17 protein-coding genes are annotated in these 18,150 nt (G+C 36.8%); 6 read left to right on the top strand and 11 right to left on the bottom strand.

Features of this window, described 5'->3' with window-relative positions:
* The first annotated feature begins 95 nt into the window (after positions 1–95).
* The 4 genes from OCV57_RS02260 to OCV57_RS02245 all read left to right on the top strand — a co-directional run bounded on the left by OCV57_RS02260 (position 96) and on the right by OCV57_RS02245 (position 3,254).
* On the top strand, positions 96–698 hold the full coding sequence (locus OCV57_RS02260; protein WP_022286496.1) for a hypothetical protein: 603 nt from the start codon (positions 96–98) through the stop codon (positions 696–698).
* A 3-nt stretch (positions 699–701) separates the two neighbouring features.
* On the top strand, positions 702–1,457 hold the full coding sequence (locus OCV57_RS02255) for a class D sortase (protein ID WP_022286497.1): 756 nt from the start codon (positions 702–704) through the stop codon (positions 1,455–1,457).
* Positions 1,458–1,470: 13 nt separating this feature from the next.
* Positions 1,471–2,373, top strand: coding sequence for a hypothetical protein (locus tag OCV57_RS02250; protein WP_267300350.1), 903 nt, complete (start codon positions 1,471–1,473; stop codon positions 2,371–2,373).
* Positions 2,374–2,480: 107 nt separating this feature from the next.
* A complete protein-coding gene (locus OCV57_RS02245; protein WP_317244903.1) occupies positions 2,481–3,254 on the top strand; it encodes an IS110 family transposase in 774 nt (257 codons plus the stop codon).
* A gap of 238 nt (positions 3,255–3,492) precedes the next feature.
* Here OCV57_RS02245 and OCV57_RS02240 read toward each other — a convergent pair whose 3' ends face one another.
* From OCV57_RS02240 to OCV57_RS02210, 7 genes are all read right to left on the bottom strand, one after another.
* The gene (locus OCV57_RS02240) at positions 3,493–5,703 is read right to left on the bottom strand and encodes a hypothetical protein (RefSeq protein ID WP_267300349.1); all 2,211 of its coding nucleotides are present in this window, start codon (positions 5,701–5,703) and stop codon (positions 3,493–3,495) included.
* Positions 5,700–6,575: an ABC transporter ATP-binding protein gene (locus OCV57_RS02235; RefSeq protein WP_267300348.1), complete on the bottom strand. Its 876-nt coding sequence runs from the start codon at positions 6,573–6,575 to the stop codon at positions 5,700–5,702. The genes OCV57_RS02240 and OCV57_RS02235 overlap by 4 nt, the downstream gene beginning before the upstream one ends.
* On the bottom strand, positions 6,572–7,729 hold the full coding sequence (locus OCV57_RS02230) for a hypothetical protein (protein WP_117958350.1): 1,158 nt from the start codon (positions 7,727–7,729) through the stop codon (positions 6,572–6,574). The genes OCV57_RS02235 and OCV57_RS02230 overlap by 4 nt, the downstream gene beginning before the upstream one ends.
* Positions 7,704–9,338, bottom strand: a complete 1,635-nt coding sequence (locus OCV57_RS02225) for a DUF3502 domain-containing protein (RefSeq protein WP_267300347.1) — start codon at positions 9,336–9,338, stop codon at positions 7,704–7,706. Before OCV57_RS02225 ends, OCV57_RS02230 begins: the two co-directional genes overlap by 26 nt.
* Before the next feature lie 461 nt (positions 9,339–9,799).
* A complete protein-coding gene (locus OCV57_RS02220; protein WP_256321129.1) occupies positions 9,800–11,119 on the bottom strand; it encodes a sensor histidine kinase in 1,320 nt (439 codons plus the stop codon).
* A complete protein-coding gene (locus tag OCV57_RS02215) occupies positions 11,120–11,860 on the bottom strand; it encodes a LytR/AlgR family response regulator transcription factor (protein WP_256321130.1) in 741 nt (246 codons plus the stop codon).
* A 173-nt stretch (positions 11,861–12,033) separates the two neighbouring features.
* Positions 12,034–12,345, bottom strand: coding sequence for an SEL1-like repeat protein (locus tag OCV57_RS02210; RefSeq protein WP_267300346.1), 312 nt, complete (start codon positions 12,343–12,345; stop codon positions 12,034–12,036).
* Positions 12,346–12,367: 22 nt separating this feature from the next.
* Here OCV57_RS02210 and OCV57_RS02205 point away from each other — a divergent pair, with 22 nt between their 5' ends.
* Positions 12,368–12,718: a hypothetical protein gene (locus OCV57_RS02205; protein ID WP_267300345.1), complete on the top strand. Its 351-nt coding sequence runs from the start codon at positions 12,368–12,370 to the stop codon at positions 12,716–12,718.
* 61 nt (positions 12,719–12,779) lie between these two features.
* Here OCV57_RS02205 and OCV57_RS02200 read toward each other — a convergent pair whose 3' ends face one another.
* Entirely contained in the window at positions 12,780–13,694 is a 915-nt protein-coding gene (locus tag OCV57_RS02200; protein WP_267300344.1) for an SMI1/KNR4 family protein, read from the bottom strand.
* Between the two features lie 29 nt (positions 13,695–13,723).
* Positions 13,724–13,879 carry a hypothetical protein gene (locus tag OCV57_RS02195; RefSeq protein ID WP_256319830.1) on the bottom strand — a complete coding sequence of 52 codons (156 nt, stop codon included), beginning with the start codon at positions 13,877–13,879 and terminating at the stop codon, positions 13,724–13,726.
* A 91-nt stretch (positions 13,880–13,970) separates the two neighbouring features.
* Here OCV57_RS02195 and OCV57_RS02190 point away from each other — a divergent pair, with 91 nt between their 5' ends.
* On the top strand, positions 13,971–14,162 hold the full coding sequence (locus tag OCV57_RS02190; protein ID WP_267300343.1) for a hypothetical protein: 192 nt from the start codon (positions 13,971–13,973) through the stop codon (positions 14,160–14,162).
* Between the two features lie 377 nt (positions 14,163–14,539).
* Here OCV57_RS02190 and OCV57_RS02185 read toward each other — a convergent pair whose 3' ends face one another.
* The gene (locus tag OCV57_RS02185) at positions 14,540–15,706 is read right to left on the bottom strand and encodes a hypothetical protein (RefSeq protein ID WP_267300342.1); all 1,167 of its coding nucleotides are present in this window, start codon (positions 15,704–15,706) and stop codon (positions 14,540–14,542) included.
* A gap of 122 nt (positions 15,707–15,828) precedes the next feature.
* Entirely contained in the window at positions 15,829–17,943 is a 2,115-nt protein-coding gene (locus tag OCV57_RS02180; protein ID WP_267300341.1) for a vWA domain-containing protein, read from the bottom strand.
* Between the last annotated feature and the right edge of the window lie 207 nt (positions 17,944–18,150).

Raw genomic sequence — 18,150 nt, 5'->3', positions numbered from 1 at the left:
TTTTCTGAAAAAAATACCAATAAAAATATTGACAATCGAATTTTAATAGTGTATAATATTGTTATAAGAAAATATTACGAAAGGTGATAGGTGTTATGAAAAAGATATTTAAGTCAATTTCGGCTTCTGTTACTGCGTTCATCATTGCTTCAACAATGGTTGTAAGCGCATCAGCAGCTTCTTCTGCCGATGTTGTTTCTGCAGCTAAATCAGCAGGTGTTCCTTCTAACCACGTATCAGAGCTTAAGAACTACCTTGATTCTCACGCTTCAAAGTTCAGCTCTGCTGACTATGATTACATGGTAAAGGCTCTCTCTGATTGTGGTGCTACATATGTTCAGCCTGTTGCTGACAAGCTTTTTGGTGCAGGAACAGATCTTGCTTCACTAACAAACGATCAGCTTAGACAGGTGTTTAAGGAAATGGGCGAGGATAGCAGAAAGGCTATTGCTGATGCTTGCGTAGCTACAGGTAAACACTTTGGTGTTACTATCAAGGTAGACGAGCTTACAAGCAAGGATTGGAACGTTCAGGTTGTTGATTCAGATGGCAATACAAACATTGGAACAAACACAGGTAACGGTTCACTTAATACTGGTGCAAACAGCATGACAGCTGTTCAGGTTGCTGCGGTTCTTACACTTGCTCTTAGTGCATTTGGTATTACAGTAGCTGTTAAGAAGAACAAAGAGTGCTAAGATATGGTCAGGAAAGAGGTTAAAGCTTCCTCGTCTGACGCAAACAAACTGAAAAAAAATAAGAGGACGTCAGTGGCTGTAATGGTCTTGACGCCTCTTTTAGTTTTGGCTCTTTGTTTGTCTATCATGACGCTGGTAAGTTATAAAAAATTCATAGAGCTGCAAGGATATGCAGCAATAGCGTTCAATGAGAACGCTCATTTGAAAAACCCATCAGAGGATAATAAATACAGAAATGCAGACGCACTGCCTATGAAGGGATTAACAAAAGTCACAGTGCCAGATTCTGAAAATAAGACGGAACAGCATGAGATAATCTATCCGTATTACGGCGACAAATATGCCGAGCTGACCGTAAAGAATGATAAGGCAGGCATTGACAAAGAGCCTGTTTACTGGGGAGACTCTGATGATCTCCTAGCAAAAGGGGTTGTGCAATCTAACTATTCTGCATATATAGGTGCTACAGGCAGAGTTGTCCTTGCGGCACATAACCACACTTATTTCAGATATTTACCTAATATTCTAGTGGGTGATCAAGTGATACTAAAAACAGATTATGGCAAATTTACTTATGAGGTCACAGAAACTAAGGTACTTCCAGATACAGATACTTCCCTTTTGTATTATGACGTGACCGCAGATCCACCTGTAGATGATCTGATACTCTACACTTGCTGGAACAATGGATATATGGGTCTTTCAGATCAGAGGCTATATGTTATTTGCAAAGTCGTAAGCAAAGAATATAAGAATTAGGAGGGTAAGATCTGTGAAAAACAAAAAACTATACAACTACCTGCCTAATCTGATAATCTCGCTGTTTTTGGCGTTTATATTCCTTGCGCTGTCACTTCTGTTTGCGGCAGACAATATTTTCTTTGAACCGACAACCTATACGAACAGTATGTACAAGATAAAAATCGAGGACACGGCTTTCGAAGAGATACAGACATATTGTGAACAACAATATGCCTACACTGGTGTTGAAGCTGATACCCTGAAGAAGTCGATTAACAAAACTGATGTATCAAACGCTATTTATAGCTATGTTGAAGATACTTTCAGTTATATTCTTGGCAAAAAGAGTGGACTTCCTGAGTTTAAGGCAGACTTTACGCTTCTTGAAAAGAATATCTCAGACGATTATACAAAATGGGCTGAAAAAGAAGGCGTTAAATATTCTCAGGAACTTGAAGACATAAAGCAGAAGACAATAAAAAATGTGGAACAGGCAATTGAATCCGACCTTGACGTTATGCTTTTGAGCCATATAAATAAACCTAATGGCATTTCCACAAAGCTTAAAGATCTGCTTGTACTTGCGAGAAAAATAAGGATAGCTCTTATTGCAACGGCTGTTATACTTATAGGCGTTATGGCAGCAGTAAACAGAAAGCATATAGGTGGTTTGCTTTATTGGGTAGGCACTTCACTTTTCTGTTCCTCAATGCTCATTCTTGTTCCGTGTGCTATCCTAAAGGGTACAAAATATTATGACGGGCTTGCGATACATAATGACACAGTGTATAATGCACTCACAAGATCCATGTATGGCTTAACTGACAGCCTTATTAAATTATCGACAGTTACTCTCGTAGTGGCAGTTCTTTTTATGGCACTTTTTGCGTTGATAATCAATCTGACAAAGTTCAAAATGAAAGAAAAATGCTAAATTTATCAGGCCCCTGTTTTAAATAGGGGTCTGTTTTTTTATAGATGAAACAATTCCATTTAATAGTCGTCAATAGTTTAAAAATATGATTAAAACGTTGTAATAATATTACGATATATAATGGAGTTGTCATAGCTGAACCATTTGATGTGTCTCACACAGAAAGTGATCTCAATAAGCTTGTGCAGCTCATCAAATCACTTTCAGGTGAAACAAAGGTTGTTATGGAATACACAGGTGCATATTATGAACCGATCGCCAATGCACTCCACAACCAGGGTATATTTGTATCCGTAGTCAATCCTTTGTTGATCGATGACTATGGCACAAATCGTGTTAGAAAGGTCAAGACCGATAAGAAAGATTCTCTAAAAATAGCCTCGTTTGCTATCGATAAATGGCTTGACCTTCGTGAGTACATACCTGCCAATGATATTCGCAAAACGCTTAAGATCCTTAACAGGCAGTATGTTCAATATAATAAAATTCTTGTTATGCAGAAAAACAATCTTATCAGCCTGCTTGATTCCTGCTTTCCAAATGCCAACACATTATTCACTTCACCTCGCAGAGAGTCTGACGGTCACGAAAAATGGGTCGATTTCGTGTTGAAGTTTCCTCATATTCATTCTATTTCAAAGCTTTCCTTATCAGCTTTTAAGGTAAAGTATCAAAGCTGGTGCAGAAAGAACAATTACAACTATAGTGATAAAAAAGTTGCTGATATCCACTCATATTGCAAAACACAGATAAGCGTATTACCTATGACGGATTCCGTCATTAAGATTATTACAGAAGCGGCTGTGATGCTTAATTCCACTCTTGAAACGCTGTGCACAAGTTCCTGCGCATTTACAATGCTCGGGTCATGCAGGCTCTGAACTGATTTCTAAACAAATATTTTTTAATCAGACTGCTTCAAAAAAAAGATTTTGATGCGGTCTTTTAGTCATGCACTTTTTATCTTTGTGAATTGTTTGTAAATTCACTTAATTGGGGCTTGACTTTTATTTGCAGGTCTTTATCACTTTGAATTATACAAGTATTGTCATTTTAGATAAAGCTTGTATTGGATGCGTGGTTTTAAATTAATAAATATTTTTATCAAGATATTACCCTTTACAAATTCCCCACCAAAATAGGATCCAGCAAGACATACTCAAACACGCCTATCCCCAGCAGAGCCAGCAATATCGGCAAAATAAGCACCGCCGTCGCCGCAAGGAATGTCGAGATAACACTCTTGAGCTTTGCCGACAGAAAATAGATGATGAGCATTGCGCAGAGCAAAGCGAGATACCGCCCAAGGCTTATAAGAATGAGATATTCTTTGATAGAAATATCAAAAGTTGAAAGTGATTCTATCGAGCAGGCTGGGGCATTTATCCCTCTTGTGCCGTATGCGCTGATAACGTTGTAAAAGTAGGGCGTATAGGTCAGAGCGAAAATGATCGTCACAATGATAACGCCAATGCCGAACTTGCAAAGAAAGGTGTCCTCCCTGCCACGGGCAGAGGTTTTTAACAGCACGTTCGCACCTGTCTGATACTCGGCGGCATAAACGTAGGTAAGGCAAAGTATCACCATTGCCATTGCGGTAAGACCAAGGGTCAAGTCCTTGTTGCCTGCACTTTCGTCGCCCGTCAAAAGCTTATAGCCGCTGTCGTAGACAAATTCACCGTTTTCTGTTGTACTCAGATACTCAGCGTGAGCCTTGACCTGCTCGAATGCGTACTGCGGAGCAAGTATATCCTGATACTTCATCATTATGAAAACGCCGTCGCCCTCTGAGTTCGCCATTTCTTCTGACATTTTCATTTGTGCGTCGGCAAATTTCTGATCTTCCTCGTTTATCATTTTCTGTTTTTCGGAAGTGTATTCGCCCTCAAATTTAAGCATATACTGCTTGTAATAAACCTCGTCTGCTGACGAAAAGCTCTCGCTGATAGGAGAATATGAAACTGCGGTGATGACTGCAAATGCTATCAAAATCAGCAGAGCCTTTCCGCCGATAAAGACCTTGTAGCACTCTTGCAAAAAGAGGTTTGTCGTCCTGCCCTTGAAAATGCTGAACTTTGCAAGACTGAATTTTCTTGTGCGGCTTTTTATCACCCTTTGCTTTGAAAATATCAGTACAGAGAGTATGGAAATCACAATCAGCAATACCAACGCCGAGCTGACAAATACAGCCATATAGTTGACAGGTTTTCCGAAAAGGTTGAGATTGAGATAGTTTGCAAAAAGATCTTTTGTGTTGGCGTATGCAAGAATATTAATGTATTTCAGCGGACAAAGATAGCTCGTGCTCGGTATGGTATAGTACAGCACAGCTTCCGCCGCTATGGTTATCATCAGCGCGCCGTATACCTTTACAGCGGTGTTCGATACCACCGTCACAAGGTAGATGATCGCTGCAAATACGCAGTAAACTGCAAGTTTCGCCGCTAGGAAAAGTGCAAAGTATTGCAGTACGGATATTTTCAAATTACTGCCGTTAAATTCGTATACCGACTGTATCTGCCTTGACAGATTGCCGAAGCCGTATGTAAAATATGAAACTGCGAAGTTCACGGCGTAAAGCAAGATCTCAGCTGCCATCGCCGCCGCAAAACAGGTGAAAAGCTTTGCGATACCGAGCGGCATTCTGCCCTTGAAAGTCGTGCGCGCGAGGGTTATCTGGTCAAGCTCTTTTTCACGGGTGACAATCGTGACAACCACGGTCATTATCATCAGTATTGCAATAAGGTCTGTGGCGAGAAAACCCGTTGCCATTGAAACGCCCTTTGAGGGTGCGGCGGTGAGCTTAGAGCCTTTGAGGTGGGCGAAGTCCGCAGGCGTTCGTGCGATATTTTTGTAGCTGAAACTGTCAGGGTCAGCAAACAGCGAAATGCCCGTCATTTTCCGTGCGGTGCTGTCGATATTTTCAAGATAGCTGTCATAATTTTCGCAGGCTGATATCTCCTCAAAAAGGCGGTCGGTCAGCTCTATTTCGGGGTAGATATCGTTTGTAAATTCAAGATAGTCCTTGTTTTTATAGCTTTTCAAAAGTTCCTCAGCGTTGCAGTTTTCCTGCGAAATATCCTCTCCAAATGACAGCCTTTGTATCAACTCAAGCTCCGTTTTTTTCTGAGAAATTTGCTTAAAAGCGGCGTGTGTGTCAAGCCCCTCGAGGGTCTGATAGGCGGCTTTGTACTGTTCAGGGGTGTATTCAAGCGTCTGTTTTGTCTCGTTTATATACAGCAAAACGCCGTTGAGAATTAGCAGAACGGCGAAAATTGCAATAGTTGTGCGCTTGCAGGACGCTTTTATCAGTTCGTTTATGAAGATCATCGGCTCGCCCCCTGGTCGAAATAATAGAGGTAGAGGTCCTCGAGGTCGGGCTTACAGAGCTTGTACTCAAAGTCTTTCGGCGGCTGTTCGCTGATAACACGGACGTAGATATTTTTCTCGTCCTTTGAGATATTTCCCACCTTGTATTTTGCGGAAATATCATTCAGCATACTCTCGTCGGCGGTTATCTCGAACACTTTGCCGTCGATCTTTTCGCAGAGGATATGCGGTGCGCCGCTGTCGATTATCTCGCCCCTTTTCATCAGCAGGACTTCTTTTGCGATGAACTCGATGTCCGAAACGACGTGGGTGGCTATTATGACGATCTTATCGAAAGCTATTTGTGCCACCAGATTTCTTATACGGATACGCTCCTTCGGGTCAAGGCCTGCGGTAGGCTCGTCGAGGATAATGACTTTCGGTTCGCCGAGCATAGCCTGTGCGATGAGGGCACGCTGTTTCATACCGCCCGAAAAGCCGCCGAGGCGTTTGTTTCGGCTGTCCTGCAAGTTGACAAGGTTGATTAGCTTTTCTATCTGCGGCTTTGCGTCCGCTTTTTTCATACCTTTAAGTGCTGCCATATAGTAGAGGAAACGCTCTAGGGTAAAGTTTGGGTATATACCCTGCTGCTGGGGCATAAAGCCCAGTATTTTTCTGAAGTCGGCATCCATTTTGGTAATATCCTCGCCGTCAAATCTCACCAAACCCGATGTGGCTTTAAGATTATCGGTGATGATATTCATAAGCGTGGATTTTCCTGCGCCGTTTGGGCCAAGCAGACCGTACACCCCTGCGGTGAACTCATAATTGAAGTTTTGAAGGGCAGTGAAGCTGCCGTATTGTTTGGTGAGGTTTGTTAGGGTGAGGTTCATTTTGAGTTCTCCAATTCCGAGACAGCTTTCTTCTCATATGCGGGCGTGCCGCCTGTTCTGATAATAACCTGATCGCCCTTTATGGCGGCAATGTCATATGTATCTGTGAGTTTTGAAGTGGTCTTGTCGCTTTCTTTGAAAAGATACTGACTGTTCTCGCTGTCTATGAGTGCATAGCCGTTTATTGTTGCAATATTTGTCACGTTTGTTCCGTCATCAATGCCCTCGATAGTCTGCTCTTTGCCACTTTTGTCAAGATAGCATGGCTTGTCGTCTTTCACATAGCAATAGCAGTTGTCAGATATTGCAGACGGCTCAGGCATGGCGTTTTTCTCCACCTTACCACTTGAAATATCATAGGAAAGATACTGGTAATCATACTCCGCCTTATCGTTATACTGCTCGATAGCTTCACTTTCAGACAGTCCGTTTTTATCTGCAAAGTCCTGCAAACGTTCCATAAACGGACGATTATCTGCCGCCTTTGATGTACGGAAAATGAGCTTATTATCCCACAAGCCATACACCCACGCACCGCAGCTATATCCCTTTGTGACTTCGCCTATATTATTGACTTTTCCGCTGTCAAGAGCCACCGAAACCAACTCCAGTGACGGCTCTAGTTCTTTAAAATCCTTGTCATAAGGCTGGTTAGTCATGACAAGATACGCTGAGCTGCCTACTATCGCCATTCTATCATAATCATTATAGCTAAGCCCGTCAATCTCAGCGACCTGCTTTTCATTAGCACCATTTATGTCAGAACAAAACATCATGGTATTTGTTGTATATGTTCCGTCATCTTTGGTTATTATATCGGAACTTCTCAGATAATAGAGCCTTTTATTGTAAATAAAAGGGTGATTGTCCTTGCCATATGCAGTGCAATCAGAACCCTCACGATGTTTGCAAGAAGGGTCGTCGCACACAGGGCTGTCCTCAAGGGTTGTCATATCCACAAAGTCAAGACGTGAATTTTCCTGCGTGGAAAAGCAAATGTTATTGTCATAGTCTGCACATTCATAAACAGAAACTATCCTCCACTTATCTGCCTGTGCGGCGTTGCTGTCCTTATTTTTATCGCTTTTACCGCAAGCGGTCAGGGTCATAGCTGCCGCTGACAATATGCTAATTATCTGTATTGTGTGTTTCATTGTACTCCTCCAGCTGTCTGTTTACCTCGTCAAGAATATCCTGCAAGCCTGCGGAATTCAGATCATCGTTCAATTTATCTAAATATTCTTTACCTGTTTTATATTCCTTAGAAGGAAAATCATAATCAATAGTCTTTAAAACCTTATCAACAGCTAAAATTTTATCAGAAACATTTGTAGTGTCAAAACAAAAGCCAACACTCTTTGATAATTTAAAATCTGTTATTGCCTCGTGGTACTTTTCATTTGAATTAGGGTCATTAACACCATAAAACGGATATCGTATCAATCTGTTTTCGACACCCATTGTATTATAATACCCATATGGTTTTATGCATCCATTTATAATGTCATAATCAGTACCAAAACACAAGAGATCATTCAACTCTTTATTTGTCATAACCTCGCAGATAGCGTCAAATGCAAGATACTTGTTGTCTGATAACGCACATATGCCCAAAGCTTTTGAAGAAGTATATATTTTATTAGAGTATTGCGGATATATAGTGTATGATTCAGTTGAGGCATAGCTCGTTTGCAAACCGTATTCTTGGCTCGTTTTAAATTTGTTGTTTGTATAGCCACCGCATAATGTAGAATTTATAGAGCCAAAATATGTATCTATATCATTTATATTATCATTGACAGGGTTGACTATAACGTCATTTGTGAAACCGTCGGATATGGTATTGAAAAGATTTTTTGCATAATCGGTTTCGTAAATATTCACGGCGTGACCATTATCATCGATGCAAATATTATCAGTTATAAAATCATAATTTGAGTATAATTGCATAAATCCGTACATTCCGATGGTAAATTTCCAACCTCTGGATTTGCACAGATCAATAACTTTCTGGAGTGATGTATCATATTTTCCTAAAAAATCATCAAGATCTATACTGTTTTTATCAACTAAATCAGCATTAAGCTCATATCCAAGATCTTCTTTTAAGCAAGACAACGAACCGTCGATACCATAAATTTTGCCGTTTATCATTAAACTCTTCCAATAATTTGTTGACATTTCGGCATAAATTTTCTTACCGCACTCGGTGTTTTCAAGGTATGTATTTAATGGTTCGAGAAAATTATTGTTGACACAATTCTGATATGGATTATAGAATGTATCAAAGCCTTGATATTTAAGCCCTGTATCAATTATATCGAATTTCTCTCCATTATCAAACGCATCTGACAATAGTTGTGCATATGAGGTTATAAAGTTAGAGTTATCATCTACCATATCAACGTCATATGTAAGATTTTTGAAACACAATACATAATTTTTATTGTGTTCAGATAAATACGAATTTACTTCATCTTCATATCGAATATTTTGGTCACTTACCCAAACAAGCACAGACTTATCGGGATATTGTTCTTTGATTTTTTCGTATCTTTTCTCAAAACTATAAATCGGAGTATCGTCTGAATAATAGTATTCAACTTCATCATCAAGGGTATCATCTGTTTCATAAGAACTTGTATTGTCATTTGAACTGTAATCTGAGATCTTGCTTATTGAGGAAATATCAGAATTGCTTGCACAACCCGTTATCATTAAACAACTTAGAATTATCGTTAGTCCAGATCTATATTTTTTCAATATACAACACTCCTTCGTTCAATAATTCGGGCATAGCTTTCACTATGCCCAAATAAAAACAAATTAAGACACATATGATCCTGTTTTATTTAATTTCTTTTAGAGTAACCAGTTGCTGTATGTGTTGATGTGACCGAGCTCCAACCATGTCCCCTTGTATTGGTCAAATAACACGTTACACCACTGGTCGCACTGCCACTACCATATCATAAAATTCAAAATTATCGATACTAATCTTTTCATTACTTCCACCAAGTCTTTTATTTGCTATAATATACAATTTATTTACACTCAAGTCAAGCAATTTGGCGTGACGTGTAAGTTTTTGTCGTGAAATACAAAAAGAGAACTGTCCACCATATAAAAACCGGCGTAACAGCTCCCTTTTTCGTTATAAATTTAACTTGTTTCTCTCAATTTGCTATAACTTAAACTTGCCAATATAAAGAGATTTTAACGTTTTACAGTAAAGTTGATTTTAACGTTATCAAACATGTGAACACTTTATCAGATTCGTAAAATTCACATCTTCCCTGATATTTTTCTGCAATCTCTCGTATTATTTTAATTCCCCACCCATGCTTATGGGCATTTAATTTTGTTGTTTTAAGGCTCGGATTCCTTTTTAAAACAGACTCATTAATTGCATTTCTGACTACTATTCTATATATGTCCATTGTTTTACTGATGTCAAGGTTTATGAACCTTTCTGACTCGTCAGTTATTTTTTCACTAGCCGTTATAGCATTGTCAAGCGTATTGCTTAAAATATGAAGCATATCAATATCATCTATACCATCAAAGCTCTTAATGCAGCTGCAATTTGTTCTGATTCCTTCTGTCGCTGCGACTGCAAACTTAGAATTTATAATAGCATTTACAATATAATTGTCTGTATTTACAAAGCTTTCACTGATTGATATAACGTTAACATATTTCTCTATGTACTTCATTGATTCATCTGCGTGTCCCTGAGCTATCATTGTATATACAGCGGACAACTGATCTTTCAAATCATGTCTAATCTTTCTTATCGAATCATATTGCTGACTTGCATTCTCTATATATTGGTGACCGTATTGCTCTTGGACCTTTAAAAGTTCCAGTTCTTTTTTCTGATTATTTTTCACAGAAATAGAATCAATCATATAAAAAATTATAATGTTAACTGCAACTATCGTTAAAATCAATAAGTTTATATAGAGTCTCTGCGTCGAATCAATAGCTATCAAATGAAGTAAGAACATCATAATAATGGATATTGCAAGTATTAATATAATAGCGATCCACTCAACTGCATTAAAGTTCTCAGAAGTCGTTGCCAATAATTTCAGCATCAACTTTACTGAAATAAAGAATAATGCCTGTGCAAAAATCAATACCGTAAAACGAGCAAATCCGGATTCCGTAACTATTTCTTTTATTGACATTGAATTTACTGATGAAACAAAATTAAGCGTAATTATAGATATTAAAGAAATCATAACAAGAGGAACAGTGGCTGCAAACAGTTTTTTTATTATACTGCCTTTTCTGTTCACTAGGGCATAGAGAAACAAAGCCGTTAAGTAGCAGACAATTCCAAGAATGCCCTCAAAAATCGTTAAGTAATTCATTACGGTTATCAGTAATCCGAGCGTGCAGAAACACAATGCAAAAGCAATAATGTTTTTCTTAGTGTTTTCTGTTTTCGGAGGCAAAAACTTATATATAAAATAAGTTTCCATAAAACCTTCATAGAAATTTATAATCACTTCAAAAGCAATCCATATTATACTCATTTATATCGTTTCCCTCAAATATTTTGAAAAATCGGTATCAACCGTGTGTTTGTACTTTCTACTCATTGGAAGTCTAAAACCTTGCTGAAAAATAACTTCGTCATTTTTCATATCCAAATTAAAAACATGACTAAGATTAACAAGATACTTTTTATGAACTCTCGAAAAATCGTATTCCGCAAGCTCACTTTCAAGGTCACCGATAACTGCACGTACTTTAATATGAATCTGTGAACCATACTCATCCAAGATACAATATTTCACATGATGATTGTCACTTTCAATATACAAAATGTCTCTGTATTGAATGCAGATTCGCCCATGCTCTTCATCGCTCAAAATTATTTTTTGGTGCTGCTTTAAATAAACAGAAAGCTTGTTTAAAACATTAACAACATCTTTATTTAATCTTGAAACGCTAGACTTTTGTATAAAGTAAAACGGCTGAAATTCCATGCTTCCGTACACCAGTTCATTGTGATTTGTAACAAATATTATATAACAATCCCTTCTTTGTTTTCTTAATATTTCTGCAACATCAAAGCCTGTGAATTCAGGCATATCAATATCCAAAAAAATCACATCAAAAAATAAACGTTTGTGCTGATTCAATAAACGTTGACCGTTATTGAAACCTTGAACATTTACATCTTTAAAATAATTTATTGCATTCTCTGAAATTATTCTTTTTAATGTTTCTAAAAAACTCTCATTATCATCACAAACTGCGATTTTAAGCATACCCTTCACCGCCTTTGTATGACATTATATCAAACATTTTTCACTAAATCAATACACCTTTTATTAATTATGTTATAAAATCACTTACATCCGTGTATAAACGCTTAGCTTTGCAATAATTGTCACCAAACAATCCGCCATTCAAACATCTATATACTCCGGAATTAATATGATTACTCATAGCTCTGAGCCTGCTCGTCCTTGATACCAATCGACAGCTTTTTCTGTCTTATCATCCTCCGCAGCCTGCTGTCCACCGTCTGCCTGACCGACTTGTACTTTTGCTCATAGTCGTCCTCTATACACCTACTAAGGCTAACAAACAAACTAAAAATCGTATTCACAAGCAGGTCATTCTCAAACTTCGATATTTCGTCCAGAATAGCCTGTGCATACTCGTTGCCATCGTTTGCGGACTTTGTAAACCATTCGATAGCTTGTTCCTTATCTCTTTCAATGTCCTGTTCCAGATGTTCTCCTGTCAAAAGTGCTTTGCCATACTCACTTTTGGTTTTGTCAATTTCACTTGACACATTTTATACGAACAAGAATTATGTAGCAAGTGAGTTCATTGAAAAGGCTATAATGTTTTATATCGGCTATCTGAGTCAGCAAGATAATCTCTCTCCGATGATTACCGAAACAGTGAAAGCGCAGATCAATGGTACAGAACAGCGCTTGGCACATCTGCTATTCAAGGTTGCTGTTGAGCTTGGCAAGCTGACGCACCTGCTTGCGGTGGCGAATGATGTTGACGATGAAACGCTTCGTCAGCTTCTTGTCATGTGCATCAACGAGGTGCGTAAAATCAACGGTGCCATTAACTGCGAGGATGCTGTCAGGTATCAGAAGGAGTAAAACAAAAGCCATGATCAGAGTGTCTGATTACGGCATGTACATAATTCTCGGATTTGATTTTTTACTTCTTAATCATATACTTATCTAAATCTGATGTTTCACCTCTGAAAATAAACCATTCAGGAAATTCATTCAATTTGAATCGTATAAATTCATCAACAGTGCGATAAATCTCATCCTTTTCAGGATTGTAATATGAACTTCTGTTGGCGTAAATCGTAATGCCTGTAAAATCTTTCTCTGACTCCATCGGACATTTACACGGAGCATCGTTGTTGGTTATGATGATATGCTCTTCGGGTTCATCTTCTGATGGTGACAAATAAAATTCTCCACAGGCAGATAAATTATTCTCCACTGAAAACTGAATTTCATTATTCATATAATCCGCCAGAACTTCTCTGTTTATCCGATAGATAGGACCTCTAAGAAAATCCTTTATTTTAGAAAATAAACCCATAACAATCTCCTTAATCCAAACGTTCTCTTCAATTTCCTGGTTGGCAATGATCAACTTAATAAACTCCACGAGATTGTCAGCGACGAAATAAACTTCATTATCCATCTCGTTGACTATTCTGACAATGCGAGGTTCGCCGTTTTCGTCAGCAGATCTGAAATCCATGTAATACATATCATGACCTGCTGACTGTGTTTCACCGAAAGGAATACCAATGTCAGGATACTCCCATTCTTCCTTCCAGTTTTCAAATCTCTCTTCCAGACTGTTGAATGTGTCAGCAGTGGGACCGATTCCGTAGATCGTTGTCAGCCAGCTCTCATCTAATTCATCAGAAATCATACCACCGTTTTGAACCTTCAGCAGTTCAATGTATGATGCAGGCATTTTATATCCTAAAGTCTGTTCGGCTCTTGCAATCATCTCGTCTGTAATCTCACCGAATACATAACTTTTTCCGTACTCGCTGTCATGGTCAAACAGCTTAGTCAGATCAATATCACCAAATAAACTCATGAAATATTCCTCCTTGGATTCTTGATATATTATAACAATGCAAACCAATCCTTTATAAACAACTTCTGTTGTTCGGTTGTTGGAAAATCATCTGTATCGCATGTTTCTGCTTCATCTGCATATACAACCGTGTTGACTTCTGAGTTTTCAGTTAAATTCAGTAATGCGACCTCATATTTCTCCATACATGTACCCTCGCTGTGTATTTTATCATTACTTTCTAAATTATACAACATTCACGAAGAAATATCAATCCCCAACGAAAGGAGTGACACCATGCCCATGCTAATCGTAACTAGCAGATACCTGAAAAAAGGTGCAGTAAAAAAAAAATCGCAGAACTATGTGAAGTACATTGCAACCCGTGAAGGCTCTGTGCCTGTAAAAGAAAACAGTGGAAATGAACCTCAGAAAATGAAAAAAGCCTATTTCATCGGTTTTCAACTTTGTGAGAAACCAACAAAATAGGCTTGCAAATTTTGTGAAATAGTTTTATGCGAAAATCAGTAACGATTCCCTTGAAAATGCCGACACATTTCCAAAACCCCTGATTAGTATCAAGTGTCGTGGGTTCAAATCCCTTTTTGACTAAAAAACATCTACAGTTTCACACTAAAAAATTTTCGTCCCTAAAACGTCAAAAAAAAAGCCCGTAAAATCGGGGCTGCAATAAGGAACGTAAAAAACCGATTGAGAAAGAAGAAGTTATCAGCAATAGGTTTAGTTATGTTAATTAATAGTTAAAACAATCGACTGTCTAAGAAACGGTCGGTTGTTTTGCTGTTTATATTAAATTGAAGAATAAGATTGCTCTGCAAACATATGAGTTTACAGAGCAAATCAAATTAAGCAATGTTGATAGTATTCAGCAATTCACCGGAATTATTATCGAACACAAAAATGTAGTCACCGCAGGATTCAAAAGTGTACGAACCGCCTTCTTTGATCTCATCAACTGACTGCTTTTTAATAAGACTCCAATCCTCAAGCGAATATGTCAGATATTTACCTTTATAATAGGTTATTGCTTTTTGGGAGTTGGCATAAATGATTCTTTCGTGATTTTTAGTTTTCTTTTCTTCAAAATGTGATGTTTCATAATTCCATAAAATAATTCTGTCACCGTCAATTTGTTCAGATACATTATCTGTAAATCCTTTTGCGTAATGTGAATACTGTGCTATGATAATTAAATATTTATCAGATTGTTTAATCGGCTGATATGAATAATCAATATTAAAAGTTGTCCCGGATTCTACGACTTTACCATTATCTATATTTATTATATAATAGTTGTTTAATTTCCCTGATTTTAGCGGAAACAATATCAATTTATTATCATATAAAGATGCTGTCATATCAGTTTTAGATAAAAAAATCTGTTTTGCATTCTTCTTATTATATACATTGCAAAAAACTGTTTTTTCATTTTTATCAGTTATTTTCAAGTAACAATGATTGCGGTTATTGATAATTTGTATATTGGCAGAAAAAAAATTTTTTTCAACAGTTATATTATAGTCATATGGGCATTTATCTAAATCAATTATTTTCATATCATCAACACTACTATATGCTTTTATGTCATAACGCATATTAATATCGGAATAATTAAGAACATATAATATGTCATCGACGAAATACATATCGTAAATACTATGTGATATGTTATGTATTTTAATAACATTACCAAAACAGTCGAGCTGAAATATTTTTTTAGAATCAACTGAGGGAGAAAAGAATATAAATTCCTCGTCGGCTGTTACAGTAGAAGTTTTTGCAATAGAGATATTACATATTTTATCTATATTTCCTTTTGAATTTTTACAATAGATTCCATCAGAGTCAAGATAAACAATTAAATCATTAACATGACAAGCATGAGAATAATTATCTTTAACATGGATACTAATATCGCCCTGATTTGTGAATAAATGTCTTAAAATAAGTAAGCCGATAATTATAAATATTAGCGGAAACGCAATCATATTTTTTCTATATTTTTTTCTCATAATAATCCTCAAATTTCTGATTTCACAAAAGCACCTATTAATGAAATAAAACAGGCTGATTGGCAAAATGTTAATGTAAATCAGCCTGCTAAATTATCATATTGAAACGCTGAAATAAAACCTTATTTTTTCTGTATTAAATAACCCACATCAAAAATACAACCCTCTTTATTCGCGATTTCATCAATAGAATTAAAATAGGTCGTATTTCCATCATTGTGTTGTGCTTCAGTATAGTTGCTGTATCTATTAAATGTCGCTATCATACCTGAGTTATCATCTTTTATTCCAGCAACAGAATGCTGTTTTTGATATGTGACAACTTTTGCGAATGCTCCTAACTCAATTGAACTTTCGTACTTATATGAAAAATAAGCAACATTACCATTTGTAAACTCGCTATCCATTTCTTGAGCTAAAGCATTGCCAAAATCAAATGCATATTCTAAATCACCAATTTTAGGGTTCTTGTAAGTTTTATATGTTAGGTTGAGAGAGTCTAGCCAATCCGATACTTTATCCGGGTTACTACCATAAAAACCATCTTTTAAATAATCGGTTTTATTGGAAAATAATCCACCAGTAACTATATCTAAAACTAAAGCATTATATTCAAACTCTGCTGCGGTTTTGAAAAAGTTAACATTTTCACCAGCTAATGTTGCTGCATTAAAGGCTGCCATTAATTCGCATATTACTCCATGCATAGGCACATCTGCAAACATTAATCCACCATCATCTGAAAAATTTCCGTTGGATTGATTAATAACTAGCATCTTTTCGTTATAAAAATATATATTTTTATCATCGCCATATTTTTTAAGACCAATTTTGGTATTATTCGTGTAATTTTTCATGGCTCTATTGATTTTATCATTAGAAGTATAAGTCCAGCCAACATACTGCATATAAGCATCGCCAAACCTCGTCCAATCAGCAATAGCACAAGTCATAAATCTTGCATTATTTATTCTGTCTGTTGATACTGAAATTTGATTGTTTTTATAGCTTAAGTATAAAGGTTTACCTATAGTATCGTTGTTTTCATAATACAAAACTTTTGAGCGTATTACCAGACCATTCTCACCAAGCAATCCTTTAGCACCGTTATTATAAGGTAGTACTTCCCATAATTGTCCCTGCAAGTTTAAGTCATTGCCCATAAATACAGAATAACTTCCGTCATCATTCAAGTGCAGAGTTAATACCAATTCTTCATTATTCAATGCATGAATTTTATAACCTTCATCGCACCATTCAAACTTGAATTTTTGATTATTGTTTCCTGTATAATTATACATTATCAAAGACGCCCCTGGATTAGTGGAGTTGTCTTTTACATTCATATAGTATTCCGGATAAATACCTACCATTTTAGTAAGATAATATGTCTCTCCATCAAGGAAATCGTATTTATCACCTAAAATGTCAGGTTTATCCATGGGATACGGATCTTCAATATCCGAATAACCGTCACCATCTGAATCGTCATTACTTTCAGGATTAGAATTCATAATAAAATAATAACCAGCAGTTACTTCCTGCTCTTTGTGATCCATTATAATAGTCTTATAAATCGGTACAGGTTCAATTTCAACACCATCTTTTAATCCGTCTTTGTCAGTGTCAGGCAAATCATATCTAGTGTTAACTATCTGTCCGTTCTGCACTCGTATACCAGCTAATTCAAAAACATCATACAAACCATCACCGTCTGTATCTTTTGTATCAAAGAAAGTATCCAATGCAATTTGGGAATAAATATCGGCTAAATCATTAGTTGTAATGGCTTTGTAGAATTCACCATGAGTCATCTTTGCCATATGTTCAAGTGTTTTATCATCAGAACCTAAGCCAAACCCAATAGTGTAGATCGAAATATCTAAACTATCCGCTTCTTTTAAATATGAATCAGAAATATTACATCCACCATCAGACATAAATACAATCATTTTTTTTGGAGCACCTGTCTGTGTTTTTAGTAGTTGAATTGATTGATTTATCGACGCATCAAAATTATTACCTCCGGTAGAGTAGATATTATTCAACGAGTTTAACAATATGTTTTTCTGACCCACAGAAGTAAAATTACAAAGTATCTGAGGCCTGCTGTCTTCAGCCAAAATAGCTACATTATCTTTATTCCTTAGAACATTAATAAACGATTCAGCTGCCTTTTTTCTGCCTGCTTCATATGGATCGTTGTATTGCATACTACCTGAACAATCAATGACCAAAACTGTGCTTAATCCACTTGGAGTGTAGTGCTACAATAGATATTGGACAAAATTAAGAAAAAAGAAAAGAGAGATAGGCAAAAATCTGATAAAATAAAGTTACCACACCAAATTCAAATCAGAAAGGAAGCCTATCTCTCATGAATAGTATAACACAAGATATGAAGTTTCGTCAATCCTTAATGAATTACGCAAAGAAATATGGAG

The sequence above is a fragment of the Hominimerdicola aceti genome (genome assembly GCF_025567495.1).
Lineage (GTDB): Bacteria > Bacillota > Clostridia > Oscillospirales > Ruminococcaceae > Hominimerdicola > Hominimerdicola aceti.
The sequence above is the reverse complement of the archived record's forward strand: the minus strand, read 5'-3'. Positions and strand labels throughout refer to the sequence as shown.